Annotated in this window: 16 protein-coding genes, 7 tRNA genes and 1 pseudogene; 18 read left to right on the top strand and 6 right to left on the bottom strand. The window is 46.3% G+C overall.

What is annotated here, in order from left to right:
- Positions 1-301: 301 nt before the first annotated feature.
- The 7 genes from EXU85_RS22170 to EXU85_RS22140 all read left to right on the top strand — a co-directional run bounded on the left by EXU85_RS22170 (position 302) and on the right by EXU85_RS22140 (position 6,874).
- Positions 302-544 (top strand): hypothetical protein, encoded by a 243-nt coding sequence (locus EXU85_RS22170; protein ID WP_142774182.1) that lies wholly within the window; start codon positions 302-304, stop codon positions 542-544.
- Between the two features lie 859 nt (positions 545-1,403).
- Positions 1,404-2,285, top strand: coding sequence for an ABC transporter permease (locus EXU85_RS22165; RefSeq protein ID WP_142774181.1), 882 nt, complete (start codon positions 1,404-1,406; stop codon positions 2,283-2,285).
- 15 nt (positions 2,286-2,300) lie between these two features.
- Positions 2,301-2,636: a DUF3098 domain-containing protein gene (locus EXU85_RS22160; RefSeq protein ID WP_142774180.1), complete on the top strand. Its 336-nt coding sequence runs from the start codon at positions 2,301-2,303 to the stop codon at positions 2,634-2,636.
- A gap of 109 nt (positions 2,637-2,745) precedes the next feature.
- Positions 2,746-3,591 carry an undecaprenyl-diphosphate phosphatase gene (locus EXU85_RS22155; RefSeq protein WP_142774179.1) on the top strand — a complete coding sequence of 282 codons (846 nt, stop codon included), beginning with the start codon at positions 2,746-2,748 and terminating at the stop codon, positions 3,589-3,591.
- Positions 3,592-3,676: 85 nt separating this feature from the next.
- A complete protein-coding gene (gene truB, locus EXU85_RS22150) occupies positions 3,677-4,366 on the top strand; it encodes a tRNA pseudouridine(55) synthase TruB (RefSeq protein WP_371731931.1) in 690 nt (229 codons plus the stop codon).
- A gap of 54 nt (positions 4,367-4,420) precedes the next feature.
- The gene (locus tag EXU85_RS22145; RefSeq protein WP_142774178.1) at positions 4,421-5,359 is read left to right on the top strand and encodes a bifunctional riboflavin kinase/FAD synthetase; all 939 of its coding nucleotides are present in this window, start codon (positions 4,421-4,423) and stop codon (positions 5,357-5,359) included.
- A gap of 198 nt (positions 5,360-5,557) precedes the next feature.
- On the top strand, positions 5,558-6,874 hold the full coding sequence (locus EXU85_RS22140; RefSeq protein ID WP_246859192.1) for a hypothetical protein: 1,317 nt from the start codon (positions 5,558-5,560) through the stop codon (positions 6,872-6,874).
- Here the strand turns inward: EXU85_RS22140 and EXU85_RS22135 are convergent.
- Positions 6,871-8,130: an NAD(P)/FAD-dependent oxidoreductase gene (locus EXU85_RS22135; protein ID WP_142774177.1), complete on the bottom strand. Its 1,260-nt coding sequence runs from the start codon at positions 8,128-8,130 to the stop codon at positions 6,871-6,873. The two genes, EXU85_RS22140 and EXU85_RS22135, sit on opposite strands and share 4 nt — an antisense overlap.
- A gap of 111 nt (positions 8,131-8,241) precedes the next feature.
- On the opposite strand from EXU85_RS22135, the gene EXU85_RS22130 reads away from it, so the two are divergent.
- Positions 8,242-9,303: a DNA/RNA non-specific endonuclease gene (locus tag EXU85_RS22130; protein ID WP_142774176.1), complete on the top strand. Its 1,062-nt coding sequence runs from the start codon at positions 8,242-8,244 to the stop codon at positions 9,301-9,303.
- A 78-nt stretch (positions 9,304-9,381) separates the two neighbouring features.
- Here EXU85_RS22130 and EXU85_RS22125 read toward each other — a convergent pair whose 3' ends face one another.
- A complete protein-coding gene (locus EXU85_RS22125; protein WP_142774175.1) occupies positions 9,382-10,161 on the bottom strand; it encodes a prohibitin family protein in 780 nt (259 codons plus the stop codon).
- Between the two features lie 106 nt (positions 10,162-10,267).
- Complete coding sequence (locus tag EXU85_RS22120) at positions 10,268-11,530, bottom strand: asparagine synthetase B (RefSeq protein ID WP_142774174.1); 1,263 nt, start codon at positions 11,528-11,530, stop codon at positions 10,268-10,270.
- Between the two features lie 158 nt (positions 11,531-11,688).
- Here EXU85_RS22120 and EXU85_RS22115 point away from each other — a divergent pair, with 158 nt between their 5' ends.
- The 3 genes from EXU85_RS22115 (at position 11,689) to EXU85_RS22105 (ending at position 13,616) form a co-directional block, all read left to right on the top strand.
- Positions 11,689-12,927: an ABC transporter permease gene (locus EXU85_RS22115; RefSeq protein ID WP_142774173.1), complete on the top strand. Its 1,239-nt coding sequence runs from the start codon at positions 11,689-11,691 to the stop codon at positions 12,925-12,927.
- A 122-nt stretch (positions 12,928-13,049) separates the two neighbouring features.
- Positions 13,050-13,133, top strand: a tRNA-Leu gene (locus EXU85_RS22110).
- A gap of 180 nt (positions 13,134-13,313) precedes the next feature.
- Positions 13,314-13,616 (top strand): Arm DNA-binding domain-containing protein, encoded by a 303-nt coding sequence (locus EXU85_RS22105; RefSeq protein WP_142774172.1) that lies wholly within the window; start codon positions 13,314-13,316, stop codon positions 13,614-13,616.
- On the opposite strand, the pseudogene EXU85_RS22100 reads toward EXU85_RS22105, so the two are convergent.
- The 3 genes and pseudogenes from EXU85_RS22100 to EXU85_RS22090 all read right to left on the bottom strand — a co-directional run.
- Positions 13,613-14,815, bottom strand: a pseudogene (locus tag EXU85_RS22100) (IS3 family transposase); the annotation flags it as partial. The gene EXU85_RS22105 and the pseudogene EXU85_RS22100 overlap by 4 nt on opposite strands.
- A 149-nt stretch (positions 14,816-14,964) precedes the next feature.
- Positions 14,965-15,954, bottom strand: coding sequence for a hypothetical protein (locus tag EXU85_RS22095; protein WP_168207847.1), 990 nt, complete (start codon positions 15,952-15,954; stop codon positions 14,965-14,967).
- Positions 15,955-16,076: 122 nt separating this feature from the next.
- The gene (locus EXU85_RS22090) at positions 16,077-17,156 is read right to left on the bottom strand and encodes a type I restriction endonuclease (protein ID WP_142774170.1); all 1,080 of its coding nucleotides are present in this window, start codon (positions 17,154-17,156) and stop codon (positions 16,077-16,079) included.
- 116 nt (positions 17,157-17,272) lie between these two features.
- Between EXU85_RS22090 and EXU85_RS22085 the strand changes: the two genes are divergently transcribed.
- The 7 genes from EXU85_RS22085 to EXU85_RS22065 all read left to right on the top strand — a co-directional run bounded on the left by EXU85_RS22085 (position 17,273) and on the right by EXU85_RS22065 (position 19,108).
- Positions 17,273-18,373, top strand: a complete 1,101-nt coding sequence (locus EXU85_RS22085; RefSeq protein WP_142774169.1) for an ISAs1 family transposase — start codon at positions 17,273-17,275, stop codon at positions 18,371-18,373.
- A gap of 211 nt (positions 18,374-18,584) precedes the next feature.
- A tRNA-Pro gene (locus EXU85_RS22080) sits at positions 18,585-18,656 on the top strand.
- A 6-nt stretch (positions 18,657-18,662) separates the two neighbouring features.
- Positions 18,663-18,742, top strand: a tRNA-Tyr gene (locus tag EXU85_RS35230).
- Between the two features lie 10 nt (positions 18,743-18,752).
- A tRNA-Cys gene (locus EXU85_RS22075) sits at positions 18,753-18,823 on the top strand.
- Positions 18,824-18,828: 5 nt separating this feature from the next.
- Positions 18,829-18,901: transfer RNA gene (locus tag EXU85_RS22070), tRNA-Trp, on the top strand.
- Between the two features lie 7 nt (positions 18,902-18,908).
- Positions 18,909-19,008, top strand: a tRNA-Ser gene (locus EXU85_RS35225).
- Between the two features lie 27 nt (positions 19,009-19,035).
- Positions 19,036-19,108: transfer RNA gene (locus EXU85_RS22065), tRNA-Gln, on the top strand.
- Positions 19,109-19,204: the final 96 nt, after the last annotated feature.

Below are 19,204 nucleotides of genomic sequence, written 5' to 3'. Positions count from 1 at the left end.
AATTTACTTCAATCCATCAAATACTGTTACCATACCGTTACTAGTATACTAGAATTCATACTTAATAGGCCAGGCCCCTGCTAGATTTTGCTAGTAGGGGCTTTTTTATAAGTCAGGATTATGCGGGCTTTATAATCTCTTCGCTCTATCACAATGCCGGATTCCAACTAAATTTTCGGGGGGGTAGGGATTGATTTAGCCGTTTAATAAATTCGATCAATGCATTGCGGTTTTTAGAGTCTGTTGGGGTGACTATTTTAGGGTTTAATCATCTAGTAAGTAACCCACTCTAATTCCTCCCATGCCGCTCCATCTTATCCTCCTGGCTGTTGGCTCAGTTGTCATGGCCTCATTGCTACTGTACCTCTTCCGAACAATTCGTTTTAAAAAGAGCTGCCCGACCTGCGGAAATCCCTACCCCGACCGGATAGCCCGCCCTAAATTGATGAAACTTGTTCCGAGTAAAGCCTATCACTGTGCGGCCTGCGGGAAGAAATATTATCAGGTAGGGCTAATCGCTAAGCGAACTTCATTGTCGATTTGAAAAATAATTTCGCCCACTTAGGCTGCTTTCGTATTGCTGATTTTCCTTGTACAGTTTATTCCATTTAGGATAAGTACGCTTCATTATGCCTTCTTCGGCCGATTATTTTTACAGATTTTAGGCGGTATGTTTTGCCCGTCGTGCTCACTGGTTAAGTCATCATTTTTGCACAAAGATTCTTTTTAGTATATTCATGGCATTTATTGAATAATAGATTGAACTTTTGTTGCAGTTGAGCAACCGTTAAGCTACATTGTACGTATGTAGGGATACGTAAACTCAGCCCCTAGCCTCTGCTTTGTCATGAGCCAAAAAAACCATGGAACAATCCGTACCCTGACCTGGATAGCCATCTGGCTGGTTACGTTTGTGTTGGTTTATGGAGTGATTCGGTGGATTTTTTAACATGATAAAGTTTTTGGAAGAGTATGGTTTGATTACCCTTTTGGGTATCCTGTTTGCCTTAATGGCCATCTACCTGTATAGAAAGGTTACGTTTAAAAAGCGATGTCCCAACTGTGGCAGCGTTACTCTCAAACGAATGCATCGCCCCGAATGGGCTAAGTCCCTTCCAGTTAAAATCTATCAGTGCAAGGTTTGTAAACGCAAGTTTTATCAACTATTCTCTTGATTCTACTGAGTTGATATATCGCGTTGTAAACCTGGTAGAAATCCTGGAAATGAAGCCTAACCGAGCTCATATAAACTGAAATATTCGGTTAGCTGAAATATTGGACGTAACTATACGGGGAATAGAGCCCATTACGTTGGTTTCTCAGGTGCAGAATGCTAAATTTTGTTAAATTGGACCGCTTAGCGGTTTAATCCGTTATTTTTGTCCCATAACACGAACCCCTGAATGGCTCGTACGAAGAAAAAAGTAGGTGCGTATCCCAGCGGCATGATTTTGTTTAGCCTGACGCTGGCATTGTTTTTAATTGGTTTTTGTGGATTGCTGGCTATACAGTCAAAAAAGCTGGTTACCTATATCCGCGAAAACTATGAAATCCGGGCGTTTTTAGATAAAGACCTCGGTGAGAAAAAGGCGGAAGCCTTATTTCAAACGATTGCTGGGCGACCTTATGTTCTGAAGGCTAACGGTAAAGCGCAGGTTAGTCTGGTTACGAAAGATGAAGCCGCCAAAGAGTTTATCGCTGAAACAAAAGAGGATTTTTCGAAGTTTCTGGGGGAGAATCCGCTGCATGACAGCTATCGGATCAAACTGAATGAAGGGTATTTTGAGGAAGCCAAGCTGCAGGAGGTTAAACAGGATTTAGAGCAAATCGACGGTGTGTTCGAAGTTGTTTATCAGGAAAATCTGGTGGATAACATCAATAGGAATATCACTAAGATTTACGCCATCATGTCGGCCTTTGCAGTGATCTTACTGATCATTATTGTGGTACTGATGAATAATACGATCCGACTAGCGCTTCACTCGCAACGGATGTTGATTCGGAGTATGCAACTGGTTGGTGCTACCAATGCGTTCATTACTCGGCCGTTTCTGGGACGTGGTATGTGGCAGGGGTTGTTGGCGGGCGTTATTGCCGTTGGCTTGTTGCTGGCAAGTTTGCAACTTGCCATCCATAACCTGCCTGAGTTATCGACTTTCCAGGACCCAGAAAAGATAACCTTTTTGATGGCGGGCATTGTTGGGCTAGGTGTGCTGATCGGTTTTGTAAGTACGTTCCAGGCCGTTCACCGGTATCTGGGACTGACATTGGATGAGTTATATTGATAACACAAAAAGACTATGGCAAAAGATAAACAGGCTGGCCCGGCAACACTAATCCGCGACGAACCAGCTAAGAAAACAGTAGTTGCGACTAGCGTAGCTCCCAAAACGGCTTCGACCCGCACGGTGAGCAGCGAGGCTTCCCGGACGTCGGCAGCTGCCCTTCCGTTTGGTCGGCAAAACTATACACTGATGTTAGCGGGCATCGGTATCATTCTGGCCGGTTTTTTTATTATGAGCCTGGATAAAGAAGAGTTCGGCTTTGGCTTCCTGGGACTTACGCTTGGGCCTATTGTTGTTATGGGCGGTTTTGTTCTTGAATTTTTCGCTATCCTTGCTCGCCCAAAGGCGTAAGGAAAGTTAGAGAGCCATAAAGTTATTGAGTTGAAAAGTGATTCCCTTTAGTGGCGGTCTCTTTTCAACTCAATAACTTTATGGCTCTCTAACTTTATAACTACTTTTAATGGAGCTTATTCACGCAATTGCGTTGGCCATTATTGAGGGGCTTACCGAGTTTCTTCCGGTTTCCTCAACGGGTCACATGATTATCTACTCTTCTCTGGCTGGTATTGCCGGTAACGAATTCACTAAACTATATACTGTTGATATCCAGTTCGGCTGTATTCTGTCTGTACTGGTACTGTATCATCGCCGGTTCCTAACGGATCCCCGTACGGAATCGTTTGTAGTGCCGGGCTATCTGAAATCCTTTCCTGTTCGCTGGCAACCTATGCTGGATTTTTACAGCAAAATTCTGATTGCGTTTCTACCTGCCGCTGTCATTGGTTTTTTACTGAACGATTTCATTGATTCGCTGCTCGAAAATGTGGTGGTCGTAGCAATTACACTGTTGCTGGGTGGAATCGTTTTGGTATTTATTGACCGAATCGTGAACGTACAGCCTAAAGATGGGGATGTAAGCGTACCAGATGCACTGAAGATTGGCTTTTTTCAGTGCATCGCCATGATTCCTGGTGTTTCACGGTCGGCCGCAACCATTATTGGGGGTATGTTCCAGGGGCTGACCCGGACGCAGGCGGCCGAGTTTTCGTTCTTTTTGGCGGTACCCACAATGGCGGCTGCCTCTGGCTATAAGCTCCTCAAAACCTATAAACTTCTCCAACCCGATGATTACCAGATGTTGCTCATCGGCAACGCGATTGCCTTTATAGTGGGCCTGCTGGCCATTCGGGGCTTTGTTGGCTTTCTAACGCGCTACGGGTTTAAAGTATTTGGTTATTACCGTATTGCGCTGGGTCTTTTGTTATTGGGCCTGGTGGCAGCCGGTGTGAAGTTAGACGTTTTATAAAAATAGTTCACAGAGATACACAGAGAAGCACAACGATATCAAGAGGCTTTCCGCCGTGTATCTTTGTGCTTCTCTGTGTATCTCTGTGTTACAACAAACTCCCGATCCCGGTCAGATTATTCTGATTGATAAACCGCTTACCTGGACATCGTTCGATGTGGCCAACAAGCTAAAATATGCCTGTAAGTTCAAGAAAATTGGTCATGCGGGTACGCTTGATCCATTAGCTACCGGCTTACTCATTCTTTGCACTGGTAAAATGACCAAACAAATTGACCAGTATCAGGCGCAGGAAAAAGAATATACCGGAACACTTGTGCTTGGCAAGACCACACCATCCGTCGATCTTGAAACCACCTTCGATGCCGAATTTGATACGTCTGGTATTACACCCGAACAAATTCAGGTAGCCGCCCAACAGCTTACGGGCGATATTCTGCAAGTTCCCCCTATTTATTCGGCTATCCGGGTCAATGGGGAGCGATTGTATGAAAAGGCCCGTCGGGGTGAAACTGCTGACCGGGTTGAAGGGGGAATTAAAGCCCGACAGGTAACCGTTTCGGTATTTGAGGTGGAGGTCAATCGTTTCCCCGAAGTAGATTTTCGTATCGTGTGTTCTAAAGGCACCTATATTCGCAGCCTGGTACGCGATATTGGACTACTGCTCAATAATGGAGCGTATATGAGTAGCTTACGCCGGACACGTATCGGCGATTTCCGGGTAGAGGATGCGCACACCATCGAAAAATTTATTGAAACGTGCCGGGAAAATTAATTTTGTCAGGAATTTGTCAGGAATGGTCAATCCCTGGCTTCTATATACCATCGAATGATTATTTATAGAGGGCTCAATGATATACAACCGCTAGCAAACGCCATTGTAACAAGTGGGACTTTTGATGGTGTACACCGCGGGCACCAGACTATTTTAGCCCGGCTAACCGAGGTTGCCAAAACGAGTGGGGGAGAGTCGGTGTTGATTACGTATTGGCCACATCCACGCACCGTTGTCTCCAATGATAGCCAGAATCTAAAACTGCTGACAACCCTCGATGAAAAAATTGACTTACTCGATCAGGCGGGGGTTGATCACTTAGTGATTATTCCGTTTACCCGTTCGTTCTCGCAACTGACCTCGGAGGAGTACATCCGCCAGATTCTACTTGAAAAAATCGGCACTAAAAAACTGGTCATTGGTTACGACCACCGGTTTGGCCGCGACCGTGAAGGCGGATTTGAGTACATCCGGGCGCATCAGAGTGAATACGGGTTTGAAGTCGAAGAAATACCCCGTCAGGATATAGACGCTGTAGGTGTGAGCTCCTCTAAAATTCGGGCGGCTCTCAACGAGGGCCATGTTCATACCGCCCATCTATTTCTGGGCAGGGAATACAATCTGACGGGAACGATTGTAAAAGGGCGGCAATTGGGCCGCACGATTGGCTTCCCAACCGCCAATATGCAGGTAGACGACCCAGCTAAGCTTGTTCCGGCAAATGGTGTCTACGCTGTTGATGTAGAATACGGTGGACAGACGCTTGGCGGCATGCTCAATATTGGATTCCGCCCAACGGTTGCCGGTACGAATCAAACCATTGAAACGTATATCTTCGATTTTGACAAAGATATCTACGGTGAACATTTAACGTTAAGGTTTCGGGAGTTTCTTCGACCAGAACAGAAATTTGATGGATTACCAGCACTGGTTGCCCAATTAAAGCGGGATGAGGAAAACGCTCGGGCAGTGCTGAGAAACAAGCCGTCGTAAGTCAGGATTAGAGCTAATTTACTGAAAATAGTCAGGCAGGTTTGCTGGGGATGAACGGTAGTTTATCCGCGCAAGCCTGCCTGATTTGTTTATTCATACTAAGTTAAAAATATATTGATAGCAGGTTATTTATACGACAAAATAATCCACTGAAAAGTCGTATTTTAGAGAAAACTTTAGAAAGCCCTAACAACCTGCATGAATGCATTGATGGCACTCGGCTTTAGTGAACCCGAGCCAATAAATCGCCTACAAATTTACCAAACTGAGTATACCAAAGAACAGGCGGAGCAAGCCAATCTTGCCTTCGATGAATCCGTAACCCAATACCTGCGCCAGTGGATCGAGCAGGGTACGGTAGCAGGTGCAGACCGGAGTGTAGAGGTTGAACACGACACCGAAGAATTTATTCAACAAGGAGCCTTACGCAGTTATTTTAAGCATCATGATGATGCCCTGGAGCGCTTGCTCCAGCAGGATGCTATTGCCCAGCACCTGTTGCGCTCCAGTAATCAGGTTTATTTTGAGCCAGACGCCTACGAGCCGTTACTGGCAAAATTTGAAAAACGCATCTATAATCTAGCTGCCCATCGCGAACATCTGGAAGTGCCATTTCGGTACAGCCCAACCAGTCGGCAGGGGGCTTATGGCGACTCGGTGAGTTTTGCCGATATGCCCGCTGGTGAAGCCCGGGAAGATATTGGCTACTATTTTGGCACCCGACGGTCGGATACAACGGCCTTGAATCTGATTGCCCGTCAGCTTCGACACGAAGCCTTATTCTCAACCCTGCTACCCATTCATGTAGTAACAGAAGGGTATATGGAAGATTCACTGCGGGCCATTAAAACAATGACCGAGCGACTTCAGGCGGAAAGCCATCAGCAACTTCATTGTTTTGTTGTACAACGCCGTCATGCTGCCGATGATCGCCATTTGGGAGCCGCATTATTACTGATGAACACGCAACAGCCTGATCTGCCCCAGCGTGTTCTCTTCTGTGATACCTTGAAGCCAAACGGAAAACCACCCTGGTGGGACAAGTTTAAGCGATACGTAGATACTGTATTTCCCCAACCAGTTGGTAGTCCCGCTGCTTCGGAGCGATTGGAAGATGGTGGACTCAATCTCCAGCGCCTGCACGATGGTGTACCCATACGGCATCAGGATATCGACTGCGCTTTTTATACAGCCTCCATGGCCCGTGCACTTATCCAGATTACCAAACTATCGCCCGAGCTCATTAGTGGCTCGATCGAAGAACTGGTAAGTCGGATGACGGAACGCATGCCGGAATACTTTGCCCAGATAAACGTACCCAAATCGCCGGAGCTCGTGCGCCAGGTAAACGTTATACGAAGATGGCAAACAGGGCAGGAAGCCTTGATCGAACTTCAGCGCGCCTATCAGTCTACATTATCTGCCCGACAATCGACCCAACTGGATACCAATGATCCGAGTTGGGATCTGGTAGATCAATCGGATGCGAATCTGGATCTATCGTCTGCCGCCTAACTAGCTGAACTCGGCTGTAATGAAGACGCTTTATTGCCGATAGCTAACCCGGCAATAAAGCCTGTGGTCCAGGCATTCTGGAAATTGAAGCCGCCTGTGATGCCATCAACGTCCAGCACTTCTCCCGCAAAAAACAGTCCCGGCTGGGCTTTGCTTTCCAGGGTTTGCTGGTTCAGTCCATCGAGTGAAATGCCACCACAGGTCACAAACTCATCTTTGAACGTCGTTTTTCCTGATACCTGAAACTGACTGTTAATGATGCGTTCTGCTAATCGATTCAGGAGCTTGGCGGGCAGGTCGGCCCAGCGTTGCAGATCTGAAATGCCTGCTTCTACGGCAAATGCCTGCCATAATCGGGATGGTAAGCCGAAGGGATTCTGGGAAACAACTTGTTTTCGGCCATTTTGCTGGCGAAAATCCTGCAACTTGCTGCGAAGCGAATTATCGTTCAGATCGGGCGTCCAGTTGATACGGAGTGTGAAACGGTAATGAGCATCGGCTAGCTCGCGGGCTGCCCAGGCGGATAATCGCAATATAGCCGGACCACTGAATCCCCAGTGGGTGATTAGAACCGGGCCGCGTTGCTCTTGCTTGGTTTCCAGCACATACACCTTAGCGTCGGGCACCGACACGCCGGCCAGCGGCAACAAATAACTATCCGGCGTATTGAACGTGAACAAAGAAGGAACTGGCGAAAGAAGCGGCTCTGTTTGTTCTGGAAGCCAGCTGTAGGACATTAGTTGCGGGTAGCCACCTGTGGCAATAAGCACCCGGTCGGCGATGAGGGTTTCGTTCGTGAGCAACTCGACAGACCATCGTGAGGAGCCATTCCGCCGAAGAGCAGCAACTCCGCAACTGGTACGAACCTGAATACCTAACTGGCGGGCGGTGTTGAGCAAACAATCGACAATTGTTTCGGAGGTATTGGTGGCCGGAAACATACGTCCGTCGGCTTCGGTTTTCAGCTTAACGCCCCTACGCTCGAACCAGTCAACGGTAGAAGCAGCATCGAACTGGCTGAGCAGTGAGCGTAAGGGTTTCTCGCCACGTGGGTAGTATTTTACCAGCTTCCGGTTATCAAAGCAGGCATGGGTAACATTGCAACGGCCCCCGCCCGAGATGCGGACTTTATTCAGTACAGTACGGTTTTTTTCGAGAATGGTAACGGTAGCGTTGGGAAAGGTTTCGGCAGCCGTAATTGCCCCGAAAAAGCCAGCGGCCCCGCCACCGATAACAATAATATTCAGAGATGACATGGGAGAAAAACAGCACTTTGAGGTTTACAGTTCAAGGTTTACGTATAGGTGGTATGTGAATTGACGAGGGCCATAAATCCAAAACCGTAAACCGTTTGTAGATTTACACTTATGTTCGTCAAACCTCGATTTTCGACCCAAAAATACGCTCGTAAGGGCTTCCGCCTACGGGGCAACACGCTGGTTATTCTATTCGTGTTTTTCCTGATCGGGCTTTTTCTTCACTACGGTGGCCGGACCCAGCCCGTTGTGGCGTTCTGGAATGACTTTCGGCAGATGATTGGTTTGGGTCGATCCCGATCAGACCGGGAGGATTCTAACCCCTACAAAGCGCCTGAGCCCAACTCAGATGAGACTACCGACAAGCGGGGAGGAGGGAAGTCATCGTCCTCCGATGAAAGTGAAGCCAGCGATGTAAATTCGAACAAGCCCTCGGAGGCATCGTCGGGTAACCAGCGGTTTGATTTTGAAAAACAGGTTGATTTCCTGTTACCGATATCCAGGGCCAATGGTGAGTTGATTCGTCATGAAGGTTATACGCTTAGCTATCGGGATCAATATAAAGATGCGGAATGGGTGGCTTACCCGCTACTTGCCTACGAAACTACGGGCGACGCCGACCGAAAATACGAACAGTTCAAACCCGACCCATCCGTTGAAAACGGGACTGCGCTCCCTGCCGACTATACCCGTTCTGGCTATGATCGAGGGCATCTGGCCCCGGCTGCCGACTTTAAGTTTTCGCAGCGAATGATGCGGGAGACGTTCTTTATGAGCAATATCACACCGCAGGAGCCTCAGTTTAATCGGGGTATTTGGAGTGATCTCGAAAACCAGGTGCGGTTGTGGGCCCGGCGCGATAATGGACTTTATGTCGTGACAGGACCGGTGTTGAAGCCCGGTTTGCCCACTATTGGGAAAAGTAATGAAGTAAGCGTACCTGCTAAGTTTTATAAAGTTATTCTGTATTGCAATAAGCCCGAAATTCGGATGATTGGCTTTTTGCTCAATAATGAAGGGTCCACCAACTCGATAAAAGACTTTGTTGTGCCTGTGGATCTTATAGAACAACTAACGGGACTCGACTTCTTTCCGAAAATCCCTGACGATCTGGAACGGAAACTTGAAAGCAAAGGCCGTGAAGAAGTTGTTGATGAATGGTTTGATAATTGACCCTTAATTAGGCTACAGGTTTCGTGTTCAAGGGTTAGCAACCTTAGCTGGAACACGAAACCTGAACGTTGAATGAGTCTATTGTCCGTTTGGACTAATTAACATTGGCGTTTTTCCGTCTGTGACTATAATTTTCGCATTAGGGGAAGCCGCCAACTGCCTGAAGGCTTCGATGGTTTTATACTCGATGAGCTGCTTGTTAAGCCCTTCTGAAATAATCTTTTGTGAGTCGGCAATCCCTTTTGCTTCAATTACTTTTCGATCGGCTTCTTTACGCTCTTTCATCAGGACAAACTCCATTTGCTGGGCCTGTTGCTCCGCTTCGAGCTTTTGTTCAATGGATTGTGCAAGTCCTTTGGGTAGCTGAATGCTTTTCATCAGAACACTCTCCACCACAATACCCCGTTTCTCCAGCACGGTGTGCATTTCGGACGCAATTTCTTTTTCGATCTCTTCCCGCTGACCGGTGTACATATCTTTGGCAAAATATCGGGCGCAAACGTCCGCAGCTGCTGATCGGAATACACTGACAATGACTACATTTTCGTAGCGGTCACCAATGGTAGAAAGTACTTCGGGAGCTTTTTCGGGTAGAACGCGGTAGAGGACAGCCATTTCGGCTGTTATGTTCAGCCCTTCTTTTGACGGAATGTTTTCGAGGGCAAGCGGCAGATTGATGGTGCGGGTTGGCACCTTAATGATGGTTGTTGTAAAGGGATTGTAGGTATGTACGCCCGATCCGCGGACAACTGGATCTAATTTCCCCAGCTTGCGTTTAACGCCAACTTCACCCTGACGAATGGTTGTACAACTGCTTAGTAACAGGGCAGTCAGAATGTATGCTATAAGCTTTTTCATAGTAGATAACGAAAAAATGAATTGATTCGCTAACTACCCGACTGATCATTAAAGCCTGAGTAAAAATAAGTTAAGTTGTTGTTAAAGTTGATATGACTCAGTCCTCCTACGTTTTCTGCTTCTTCTTCTTAGCCGCTGGGAACAGAATATTATTCAGGATCAGGCGATAGCCAGCTGAATTAGGATGCAGATTCAGATCTGTAGGTTCTTCGCCGATTTCGTGCCGATAGTCTTCAGGATCGTGGCCACCATAGAATGTAAAGAAGCCACGGCCATAAGGCGAGTGAACATAACGAGCCTCGCCCGCCGAGCGATTTTCGGCCATGATGACCACTTCGGGCTTAATCAGGTTTTTCTTGAACGCGGTTGTCTGACCCATAAATCCCTTAATCACGTTCAGGTGGTTTTGGGTTAGCATGGTTGGAATAGGATCATACTTGGCCGAGAACTGAAAGAGCGTAAAGTAGTCATTGTGTTCGCTCAGGCCGCGCTCTTCGGGTTGGTTGTCGATGTTGGAGAACTCGATCAGGTAAGGATTCGTATAGACCTGGAAGTTACGAAACGCAAACGTCTGGCTGTAATCCAATTTGCTATTGGCGTTGGGGTCGGCAGGATCACCATCGTAAAACGAATCGACAATATCGGTGTTGTGAGAGGCCAGTGCGATGTCGTAGGTATCCGTAGCGTTACACATGGCAAACAGGTAGCCTCCACCCAGCACGAAATCACGAATTTTCTGGGCTACCGCCAATTTTAACTGGGGCACTTTCGTGAAGCCAAACTTATGCGCAATTGTTTCGGCTTCGCGTTTCTGAGCAATGTACCAGGGCTGATCTTTGAAGTGGAAAAACTTGCCATATTGTCCCGTAAAATCCTCATGGTGCAAGTGTATCCAGTCATATTCGGGCAACTTGCCGTTCATCACTTCTTCATCGAAAACAACATCATAAGGAATTTCGGCGTAGGACATTACCATGGTTACGGCATCGTCCCAGGGTTGCTTTGTTTTGGGCGAATAAACAGCAACCTTGGGTGGTTTCTGCAATTTCACGGCATCCATATTGGCATCAGCAGCAGCAATCTCGCTTAAGATCTGTGCTGATTGGGCATCTGAAATTACCTCGTAACTAACCCCACGAATGACCATTTCGTTGATAAACGACTGACTTTGGGGGAGCATAAACGAACCACCCCGATAGTTGAGTAACCAGTCAATTTCGGTATCATGAACTTTCAGTACCCAATAGGCAATCCCATAGGCTTTGAGATGATTTTTCTGGGCATCATCCATAGGAATCAGGATTTTAGAGGCCCATGTCCGGCCCACCAGGGTCAGAATTAGGATAAGCGGTAACAGCAGCCGTTTCATTGGTTTCCCTATTAAGAATGCTCGTGGTAGTTTTGTAATAACGAAAGATAAGCAAATATTGTGCAAAAAATAGGAGGAAGGGGAGGAAAGGGAATAAAGGGAGAATGTATGGCCAACTTCCTTTCCTCCTGCCTCCCTTTCCTCCCTTCTCCTTTTTCATGAATCTACTCGAAAACATACGCGAAGGGTTGCGGTCGATTGCTGGTAACCGACTTCGGACTATTCTGACTTCACTCATTATTGCCATTGGTATTACCTCGTTGGTGGGTATTCTGACGGCTATTGAGGGTATTCAGAGTTCAGTGAATAGTAGTTTTGAAGGACTAGGAGCCAATACATTTAGCATTGTAGCCCGACAGGATGCATTCCGACGGGGGGGGCGGGTACAGCGGCAGGATGCACCAATCGATTATTTTGATGCCGTTCAGTTCAAACGCCGATTTCCGTATGGGGCTACTATTTCTGTTTCGTCTGTGGTGGCCGGGGCCGCTCAGGCTAAATTCGGATCAAAGAAAACAAACCCGAACATTCAGCTTACCGGGGGCGACGATGCCTACCTGAATGTGAAAGGATTCACGATGGAAACTGGTCGTAACCTAACGCCGAATGATCTGACTGCCGCTCGCAACGTGGCCATAATTGGCAGTGAAGTGGCGAATACCTTATTCGAGAGGAAGTTGAACCCGATTAATCAGGTCATACGGGTGGCTGGAAACCAGTATAAAATTGTGGGTGTGTTGGCCAAAAAAGGAGGTTTTTCGGGTGGGGGCGATGATCGGATCATCCTAATTCCGCTCGATAATGCCCGGGCCTTGGCAGGGAGTCAGCAACTGACATTCGATATTACCGCATCAGTACCCACCGTGTCAGATCAGGATGAAGCTGTTGACGAAGCACGGGGCACAATGCGGTTAGTTCGGCGTGATCAACTTGGCCAACCTGATTCCTTCGAGATTGAGCGAGCCGATGATCTGGCGAAGGAAACGGAGAACATAACCGGTTATTTGCGGATTGGCGGGTTTGGTATTGGTTTCATTACCTTACTCGGTGCTTCTATTGCGTTGCTGAACATCATGCTGGTATCCGTTACCGAACGGACCCGCGAAATAGGCATTCGGAAATCGCTCGGGGCTACCCCCCAACGTATTCGGGAGCAGTTCCTGATTGAAGCCATTGTTATTTGCATTCTTGGTGGAGTAGGCGGTGTTCTATTGGGCCTGGGGGTAGGTAACCTGATTTCGGGTGTGATCAGCCAGGGAAAAGGCGGCTTTGTTGTGCCCTGGGCCTGGATGGGACTGGGGCTTGTGGTCTGTATAACGGTTGGGCTGTTTGCCGGAATTTACCCGGCTGTGCGAGCCTCCAAATTAGACCCAATCGATGCATTACGGTATGAGTAGAAAGTCAGGAAAGGAGAAATAATGAAGATTTCTTTTCTTTCTCCTTTCTCCTTTCCTTCTTTCTCCTTACTTTTGCACCCACGTTTGACAAACGCATCTCTGGAAACAGAGACGATTCTGTCGCCGGGATGGCGGAATCGGTAGACGCGATGGTCTCAAACACCATTGTCTGCAAGGACATGCCGGTTCGAGTCCGGCTCCCGGTACAAAAGGCTCTAACAAGGGCAAACAAGAGAAAGTAAAAGCCACTGATTATCAGTGGCTTTTGTGTTTTTAAGGCTTTCTGTTTTCTCTTCTTTTCTGTTACTTATCGCTTTCTTGTTACCTATTTGTTACTCGTTTATTTGTCTGTTACTTGCTAGCTTAGGAATATAAAGCAGCAAAACATGGCAGTTAAACTTCGAAAAAAGGCGCTGGCTAGCGGGAAAATTAGCCTCTATTTAGACCTCTATAATGGGGAGCAGAGTACGTATGAATTTTTAAAACTCTATCTCTACAAGCGGCCAAAAGACGATTTAGAGAAGCAACACAACAAGGCTGTTACCCAAACTGCTGAGAATATCAGGGCCAAAAGGGAATTACAGGCCGGGGCTGAACATAATGGTGTAGCACCTGCCTTAAAGCAAAAGGTCAATTTCTTTGAGTACATGCAAAGTGGACTTGCAACAGAACACTGGACAAATCTCTAAGCCACATTTTGATATTGCCTGTTATAATAGTCGAAAGGGGAAAGATAGCCTAATGCTGAGTGCCTTCGTTGGCGATTGTACCGCACGGGCGGCCCCGCAAATCTCTATGTACTCAAAGACTGCCTGTTTAGCCGTGGCTTGCGTTTGAAAATCGTGCTGATAGACCAACTCCGACTTGAGGCTTTTGAATCGGATCGCCGAAGCGAAAGCTCTCCGCCACAGCATTATCCCAGCAGTTCCCTTTCCCGCTCATACTTTGCACAACCAGCGGGTGTTTTTTCAGCAGTCTAGTAAAGCTATGACAGGCATACTGAACCCCTCGATCCGACCGGGTCGCCGGAGCGATGAAAGATCAACTGGCGTTCGATTGGCCGGTTTTTAATCGCCATCTGCCAAGCTGGAATGGTTGTTTCAGCGGCTTTCATCGATTTACTCAAGGCCCAGCCAATCACTTTCCGATCATACAAATCCATAATCATTGTCAGGTACAGCCAGCCTTCACCGGTCTGGATGTAGGTCAGATCAGACACCCAGGCCTGGCCCGGTTTTATGGGATTAAATTGGCGATTCAAATGGTTTTCGGCCACTGGGTAGGTGTGTTTTGAATCCGTAGTAGCAACTACATACTTCTTCTGAATGACGCTTTTAAGATTAGCCTGCTTCATCAGTCTGGCTACGCGGGGGCGTGATACCTTTACGCCCTGAGCGTTTAAATCCTGAGTAATTTTTGGACTACCATACCGGCCTTTACTGGCAGTGAACAAGTTGCTGATTAACTGCGTAATAGCTTGATTTTCAGTGCCTCTTTTGGTGGGTCGTTGGGTTAGCCAATAATAATACCCACTGCGGCTTACATTCAGTACTCTACACATCATCTCAACGGGGAATTCGGTTTGGTAAGCCTTTATAAATCCGAATATTTCCCGTCGCCCCTGGAGAAGATGCCGACCGCCTTTTTTAGAATATCGCGTCGCTTCGGCGATCCGATCTAATTCAGCCTGTTTGAGTTCCTTTTTCAGTCGTATTATTTCTTGTTGTTCCTGGCTCACCTGAGTTCGGCTGACGGCTGGGGAGCCTTGAGCAACTACTCGTTCACTACGCCACCGGGTCAGAATTTGTGGGGTTATTCCTAACTCTTCAGCAGTCGCTTTTAGCGATCCTTTTGCCACTGATAGCTCCACGGCCATCTTTTTGAATTCTTCCGGGGCCGCCCGTGCGGTCGTACTGTCTCCTGGTTTTCATGGTTCACTAAGTTAGATCACACTTAACTTAATGTCCAGTCAAATGTAGCAGCTCCACTATGCATCTTACTGGACTCTCGGCTTAAGGATGAGAATGTATATAATTGCTATTTTAGCCAAACACAATCAATACCCAACTTTTGGGCTGATAGCCTTGTGTCAAAAAGATTAATTTTACTACGGTAAAAACCCTTATGAGGTGGCATTACTAGCCCTTCGGCAACATTATATTCTATTTCCTTTAGTAGTTGTTTTTGCTTTTCTAGCCCTAAGGCATTCCAAAAGGCAGGTGCAAAAAAAGTGTTTTCTACTTGGGAGATAAGTGAAGAAGATACTGCCTTGAAAAATAATAAATCTGACAGCGTACTAAACTCGTCTAAAAACTTTATAGAGGCACCATCATCTGAAAAGCAAGCAAATATTATTATAGTTTGATTGTAATCTGGCAATACGGTTAACATTATATCAGAATAAGGTATGTCAATATCAAGGTGATTATTAAAGGGTTTACCACTATAATAATAAGGGGGAGTAATGACAGTTGCACAAGCTATCGGGATGGTTTGATCGGGTAACACAACTGATAAATAACATAACTTTTCATAGATTTTATGCTCAATCATTCTATCCAACTTTGCCTTTGAGATATCAAAATCCACCAGACTCATTTTAAATCCTTGTAATAAAGGTTCATCGATTGGAGTTCTTGGCTTTTTATCTGAATTTCCTGCTTTAATACCCTGTTTACTAATATGATAACTGTGAGCAAAAGAACGATAAGAATGTAAAAAATTATGCTTATCGCTATCGTCATACTCGTGATTTTCAATGTCAGAGAATAGCTCTGCATCATGCTTGTCACAAAAACCAAAAAAGGTTGACGCTTCACCTTTTCCAATTGGTTTTAGATCGCCAAAATAAGATTTCTCATTTGGCTGAGTATTTGAGAAAGTGTATATTTTATTTTGCCCATTAACCTCCCCCTCTATTAATGATAACCTACCATTTTTCTGTAGGCTATGGGCCTGCTTTATTGGGCCTCTACATTCTTCTTTCTTATGGTAGAAGCATTCTGATATGTGACCAGCTTTTTTCATGCTAGCCTGAAGCTTAAAAAACTCAACTATTTTATTACTTGGCTTGCCCATTGAAAAATGTTCTATGTAGTTAAATTACTACTGGCCATCAGGTTCTATATGAAGTATATCTAGCAATTGCATTAATTTATACCGTACGTTGCTAAAGTGCTTAATAGTGCTTCACTATGATCAAATATGTCATTTAATGAGTTTATTTCTTGCCTGACTTCCTTTTTAGCTTCGTCAAAGAGAGTAATGAACTTCTTTTGCCCGTTAAAATTCAGACGGCAGAGTGGTTTCCTGTTGTTGTCATCAAGCAGGATAGCAAAGTAAGACTGTGCATCTCGGTGTACTATGCGCTCAGGAGATATAACTGGTCTGAGTATGGCCCTGACGATGTAAAACCCCTCTAGCTCTTCAGCAGTAGTAATAACAGCAGGCTCACGCTTTTCAATGGAGGTTGCCACCTCAACGCTTATTGCTGCGGGTGTTTCCTGCTCTTTGGTGAGTGCAGTAGTAAGCCGATCTTTAATTTGATCGGAGAAAGACTGTTGAAATGATTTCTTGACTAGGCCGGTAAAATATTCCAATCGCTGCGCATTCATCTGGCCGGTAAAGACCTGTTTGGCGAAATGACGCACAAAGAACTCCGAAGGTGAGGCTAGCTCATTTTGAATCAATACCTTAAGCTGATTGGTGTATTTCAACTCGCTAGCTGTCGACAGAATACTATCTACATCGAAGTAGGACTTATGGAATTTCTTAAGCTCTTCAATTTGATTATCTCGCAAATCGAGCATATTAATCTCAAGGAATGGTTTTTCATCCATTCGGTTGGGCGCTTCCAAGTCGGTAAAGAATTGATAGATGACACCATTGGTTAAGACCCCAAACCTAGCCTTGGTTACGTGAAAGTACCTCAAGAGCTGGTTATCATGTAGCGTCAAGGCTTGCTTCCAGTGCTTACACTCGATGAGCATACAGGGCTCAGGTTGTCCATTTACCTCACGCATGATGGCATAATCTACTTTCTCTCCCTTCTTGGTGCCAATGTCAGATATGAATTCGGGTACTACTTCGAATGGGTTGAATACGTCATAGCCAAGTGCATTCAGAAAAGGCATGATGAAGGCATTCTTGGTAGCCTCTTCGGTTTGGATAGAGTCTTTCAGGCGGGAGACACGCTCCGCCAATTGTTTAATTTGATCTTTAAAGTCCATGAAAAAGGGAGATTTAGGATTTATCTGACAAAGAATAAAAGAAATCCAGACTCTTGGCCACCACATTACTTAACTAGGGTGATTGCATGAAAGGCTAAGTTAGCCATCTTTGATAGATGGATGTAGCCGAATTATTTTTTGAGATTGACGATCCCCGCCAGGAGGGGAAGTGTTTTCATCAGCTAACCGATATATTGATGATTGTATTGTGCGGTTATTTAGCTGATTGTGAAGGATTTGAAGAGGTGTATGATTACGCTTGTGATAAACAGGATATCCTGCGTGAGTTTCTTGAATTGCCCTGCGGCATCCCTTCTCATGATACCTTGAACCGAGTCTTTCGCCGATTAGAGCCTACGCAGTTAGAAGCTTTGTTGACGAAGTGGGGGAAGGATATTGTGGGCTTACTGGCCCAAAAACAACTCATCGTTGACGGCAAGCAACTGCGAGGAACTGTTGAGGCTGGGCATAAGCAAGCTAGGGTTCAAATTGTCAGTGTTTGGGCGGAAAAAGAGCGGTTGTGCCTGGCTCAGAGTCAGATAGCCGATAAAACCAATGAGATAAAAGCCATCCCTGACCTGCTCAAACCGCTTGACATCACGAGCAGTGTGGTGAGTATTGATGCCATTGGATGCCAGAAAACGATTACTGAACTGATTGTTGACAAGCAGGCAGACTATGTGATTGGCCTAAAAGCGAACCAAGATGGACTTTATGAGCAGGTGGTAGGTTGGTTTGAGCGGGTAAAGCCTACTTTACAAGCCCACGTAAGCCGGGATTTAGGCCATGGGCGAGCAGAAAAGCGAACCGTTTGGGTGAGTGAAAATCTAACCCTGGTGGATGCTGCCACGGAATGGATCGGACTCAGAAGTATCATCTGCGTAGAGTCAAGTCGTTGGTTGAACGACAAGGAAGAGTATGGTAAACATTTCTATATCAGTTCATTAACAGGTTTTTCGGCGACTCAGATGAGCCGTTATATTCGTCGGCACTGGAGTATTGAGAATGAGCAACACTGGCACTTGGACGTTACCTTTGATGAGGATGCCTGTCAGGTTCGGAAAGACCATGCTCCACGTAATCTGACCACAGTGCGTAAGTTAGCTTTAGGCTTGATTAGTCGCGATCCAGTCAAGATGAGTCTGAAGCGCAAACGTAAGAAAGCCGCCCGTGACGATGCCTACCTAATGACCCTACTGAGCCAACTTAACGTTTGATGCAATCACCCTATTACTTAACGGTAGGTATTGCAAGTGTGATTTCTTTTGTTTTACCTTTGTGCCATGAACAATCGCCGTCAATATCAACCCCAACCAAGTAGCTGTCAGTATTGGCACGCTAGGGGTATGACTATTGTCTAAGGTTCAAAAGACTTTTTCTATAGAAAGCCCCTATCGGATTCAAACGGTAGGGGCTATTTTCGTTTTCAGGGATATAGTCTCGGGGTGAGACGCTTGGTTTGGGACCAAGAAGCGGTGAGTTCGACTCTCACTATCCCTACACATTGGGGCTCGGCAACGTGGGAGAGTTGCAGCAGACTGTAAATCTGTTCCTTCGGGTGAGTGGGTTCGAATCCCTCAGCTCCAACTAAAGTATGGTCCGTTGGCCAAGTGGTAAGGCATTGCTCTGCAAAAGCAACACCCCCGGTTCGAATCCGGGACGGACCTCAACTACATCGGTAGCTCAGTTGGTAGAGCGTCGGTCTCCAAAACCGAAAGTCGTAGGTTCGAGCCCTACCCGGTGTGCCGGAATAGAGAGTTGCCAGAATGGTTAATGGAACAGCCTGCTAAGCTGTAGTCGGAAAACTGACTTCTGGCCGGGTCGCCGGTCGATTCGAGCCCCAGGCTCTCTGCAAAGACCTCAGCATGGAGGTCTTTATTGTCTTGTAGCTCAATTGGTAGAACGTCTGATTTTGGTTCAGAAGGTTCCAGGTTCGAGCCCTGGCAGGACATCAACATTGCCGGATAGTATAGCGGTTATTACCCCCGACTCTGACTCGGATGACCTTGATTCGGCTATCTCTAGGGAGATTACTTCTGCTGGTCAAT

Source organism: Spirosoma sp. KCTC 42546 (genome assembly GCF_006965485.1).
Lineage (GTDB): Bacteria > Bacteroidota > Bacteroidia > Cytophagales > Spirosomataceae > Spirosoma.
The sequence above is the reverse complement of the archived record's forward strand: the minus strand, read 5'-3'. Positions and strand labels throughout refer to the sequence as shown.

Coding starts and splice junctions, on each gene's coding strand:
- EXU85_RS22170 (WP_142774182.1), top strand. CDS start 302: ATGCCGCTCCATCTTATCCTCCTGGCTGTTGGCTCAGTTGTCATGGCC.
- EXU85_RS22155 (WP_142774179.1), top strand. CDS start 2,746: ATGGAGCTTATTCACGCAATTGCGTTGGCCATTATTGAGGGGCTTACC.
- EXU85_RS22105 (WP_142774172.1), top strand. CDS start 13,314: ATGGCAGTTAAACTTCGAAAAAAGGCGCTGGCTAGCGGGAAAATTAGC.
- EXU85_RS22120 (WP_142774174.1), bottom strand. CDS start 11,530: ATGAAACGGCTGCTGTTACCGCTTATCCTAATTCTGACCCTGGTGGGC.
- EXU85_RS22135 (WP_142774177.1), bottom strand. CDS start 8,130: ATGTCATCTCTGAATATTATTGTTATCGGTGGCGGGGCCGCTGGCTTT.
- EXU85_RS22090 (WP_142774170.1), bottom strand. CDS start 17,156: ATGGACTTTAAAGATCAAATTAAACAATTGGCGGAGCGTGTCTCCCGC.
- EXU85_RS22095 (WP_168207847.1), bottom strand. CDS start 15,954: ATGAAAAAAGCTGGTCACATATCAGAATGCTTCTACCATAAGAAAGAA.
- EXU85_RS22130 (WP_142774176.1), top strand. CDS start 8,242: ATGTTCGTCAAACCTCGATTTTCGACCCAAAAATACGCTCGTAAGGGC.
- EXU85_RS22165 (WP_142774181.1), top strand. CDS start 1,404: ATGGCTCGTACGAAGAAAAAAGTAGGTGCGTATCCCAGCGGCATGATT.
- EXU85_RS22160 (WP_142774180.1), top strand. CDS start 2,301: ATGGCAAAAGATAAACAGGCTGGCCCGGCAACACTAATCCGCGACGAA.
- EXU85_RS22145 (WP_142774178.1), top strand. CDS start 4,421: ATGATTATTTATAGAGGGCTCAATGATATACAACCGCTAGCAAACGCC.
- EXU85_RS22140 (WP_246859192.1), top strand. CDS start 5,558: ATGAATGCATTGATGGCACTCGGCTTTAGTGAACCCGAGCCAATAAAT.
- EXU85_RS22115 (WP_142774173.1), top strand. CDS start 11,689: ATGAATCTACTCGAAAACATACGCGAAGGGTTGCGGTCGATTGCTGGT.
- EXU85_RS22125 (WP_142774175.1), bottom strand. CDS start 10,161: ATGAAAAAGCTTATAGCATACATTCTGACTGCCCTGTTACTAAGCAGT.
- EXU85_RS22085 (WP_142774169.1), top strand. CDS start 17,273: ATGGATGTAGCCGAATTATTTTTTGAGATTGACGATCCCCGCCAGGAG.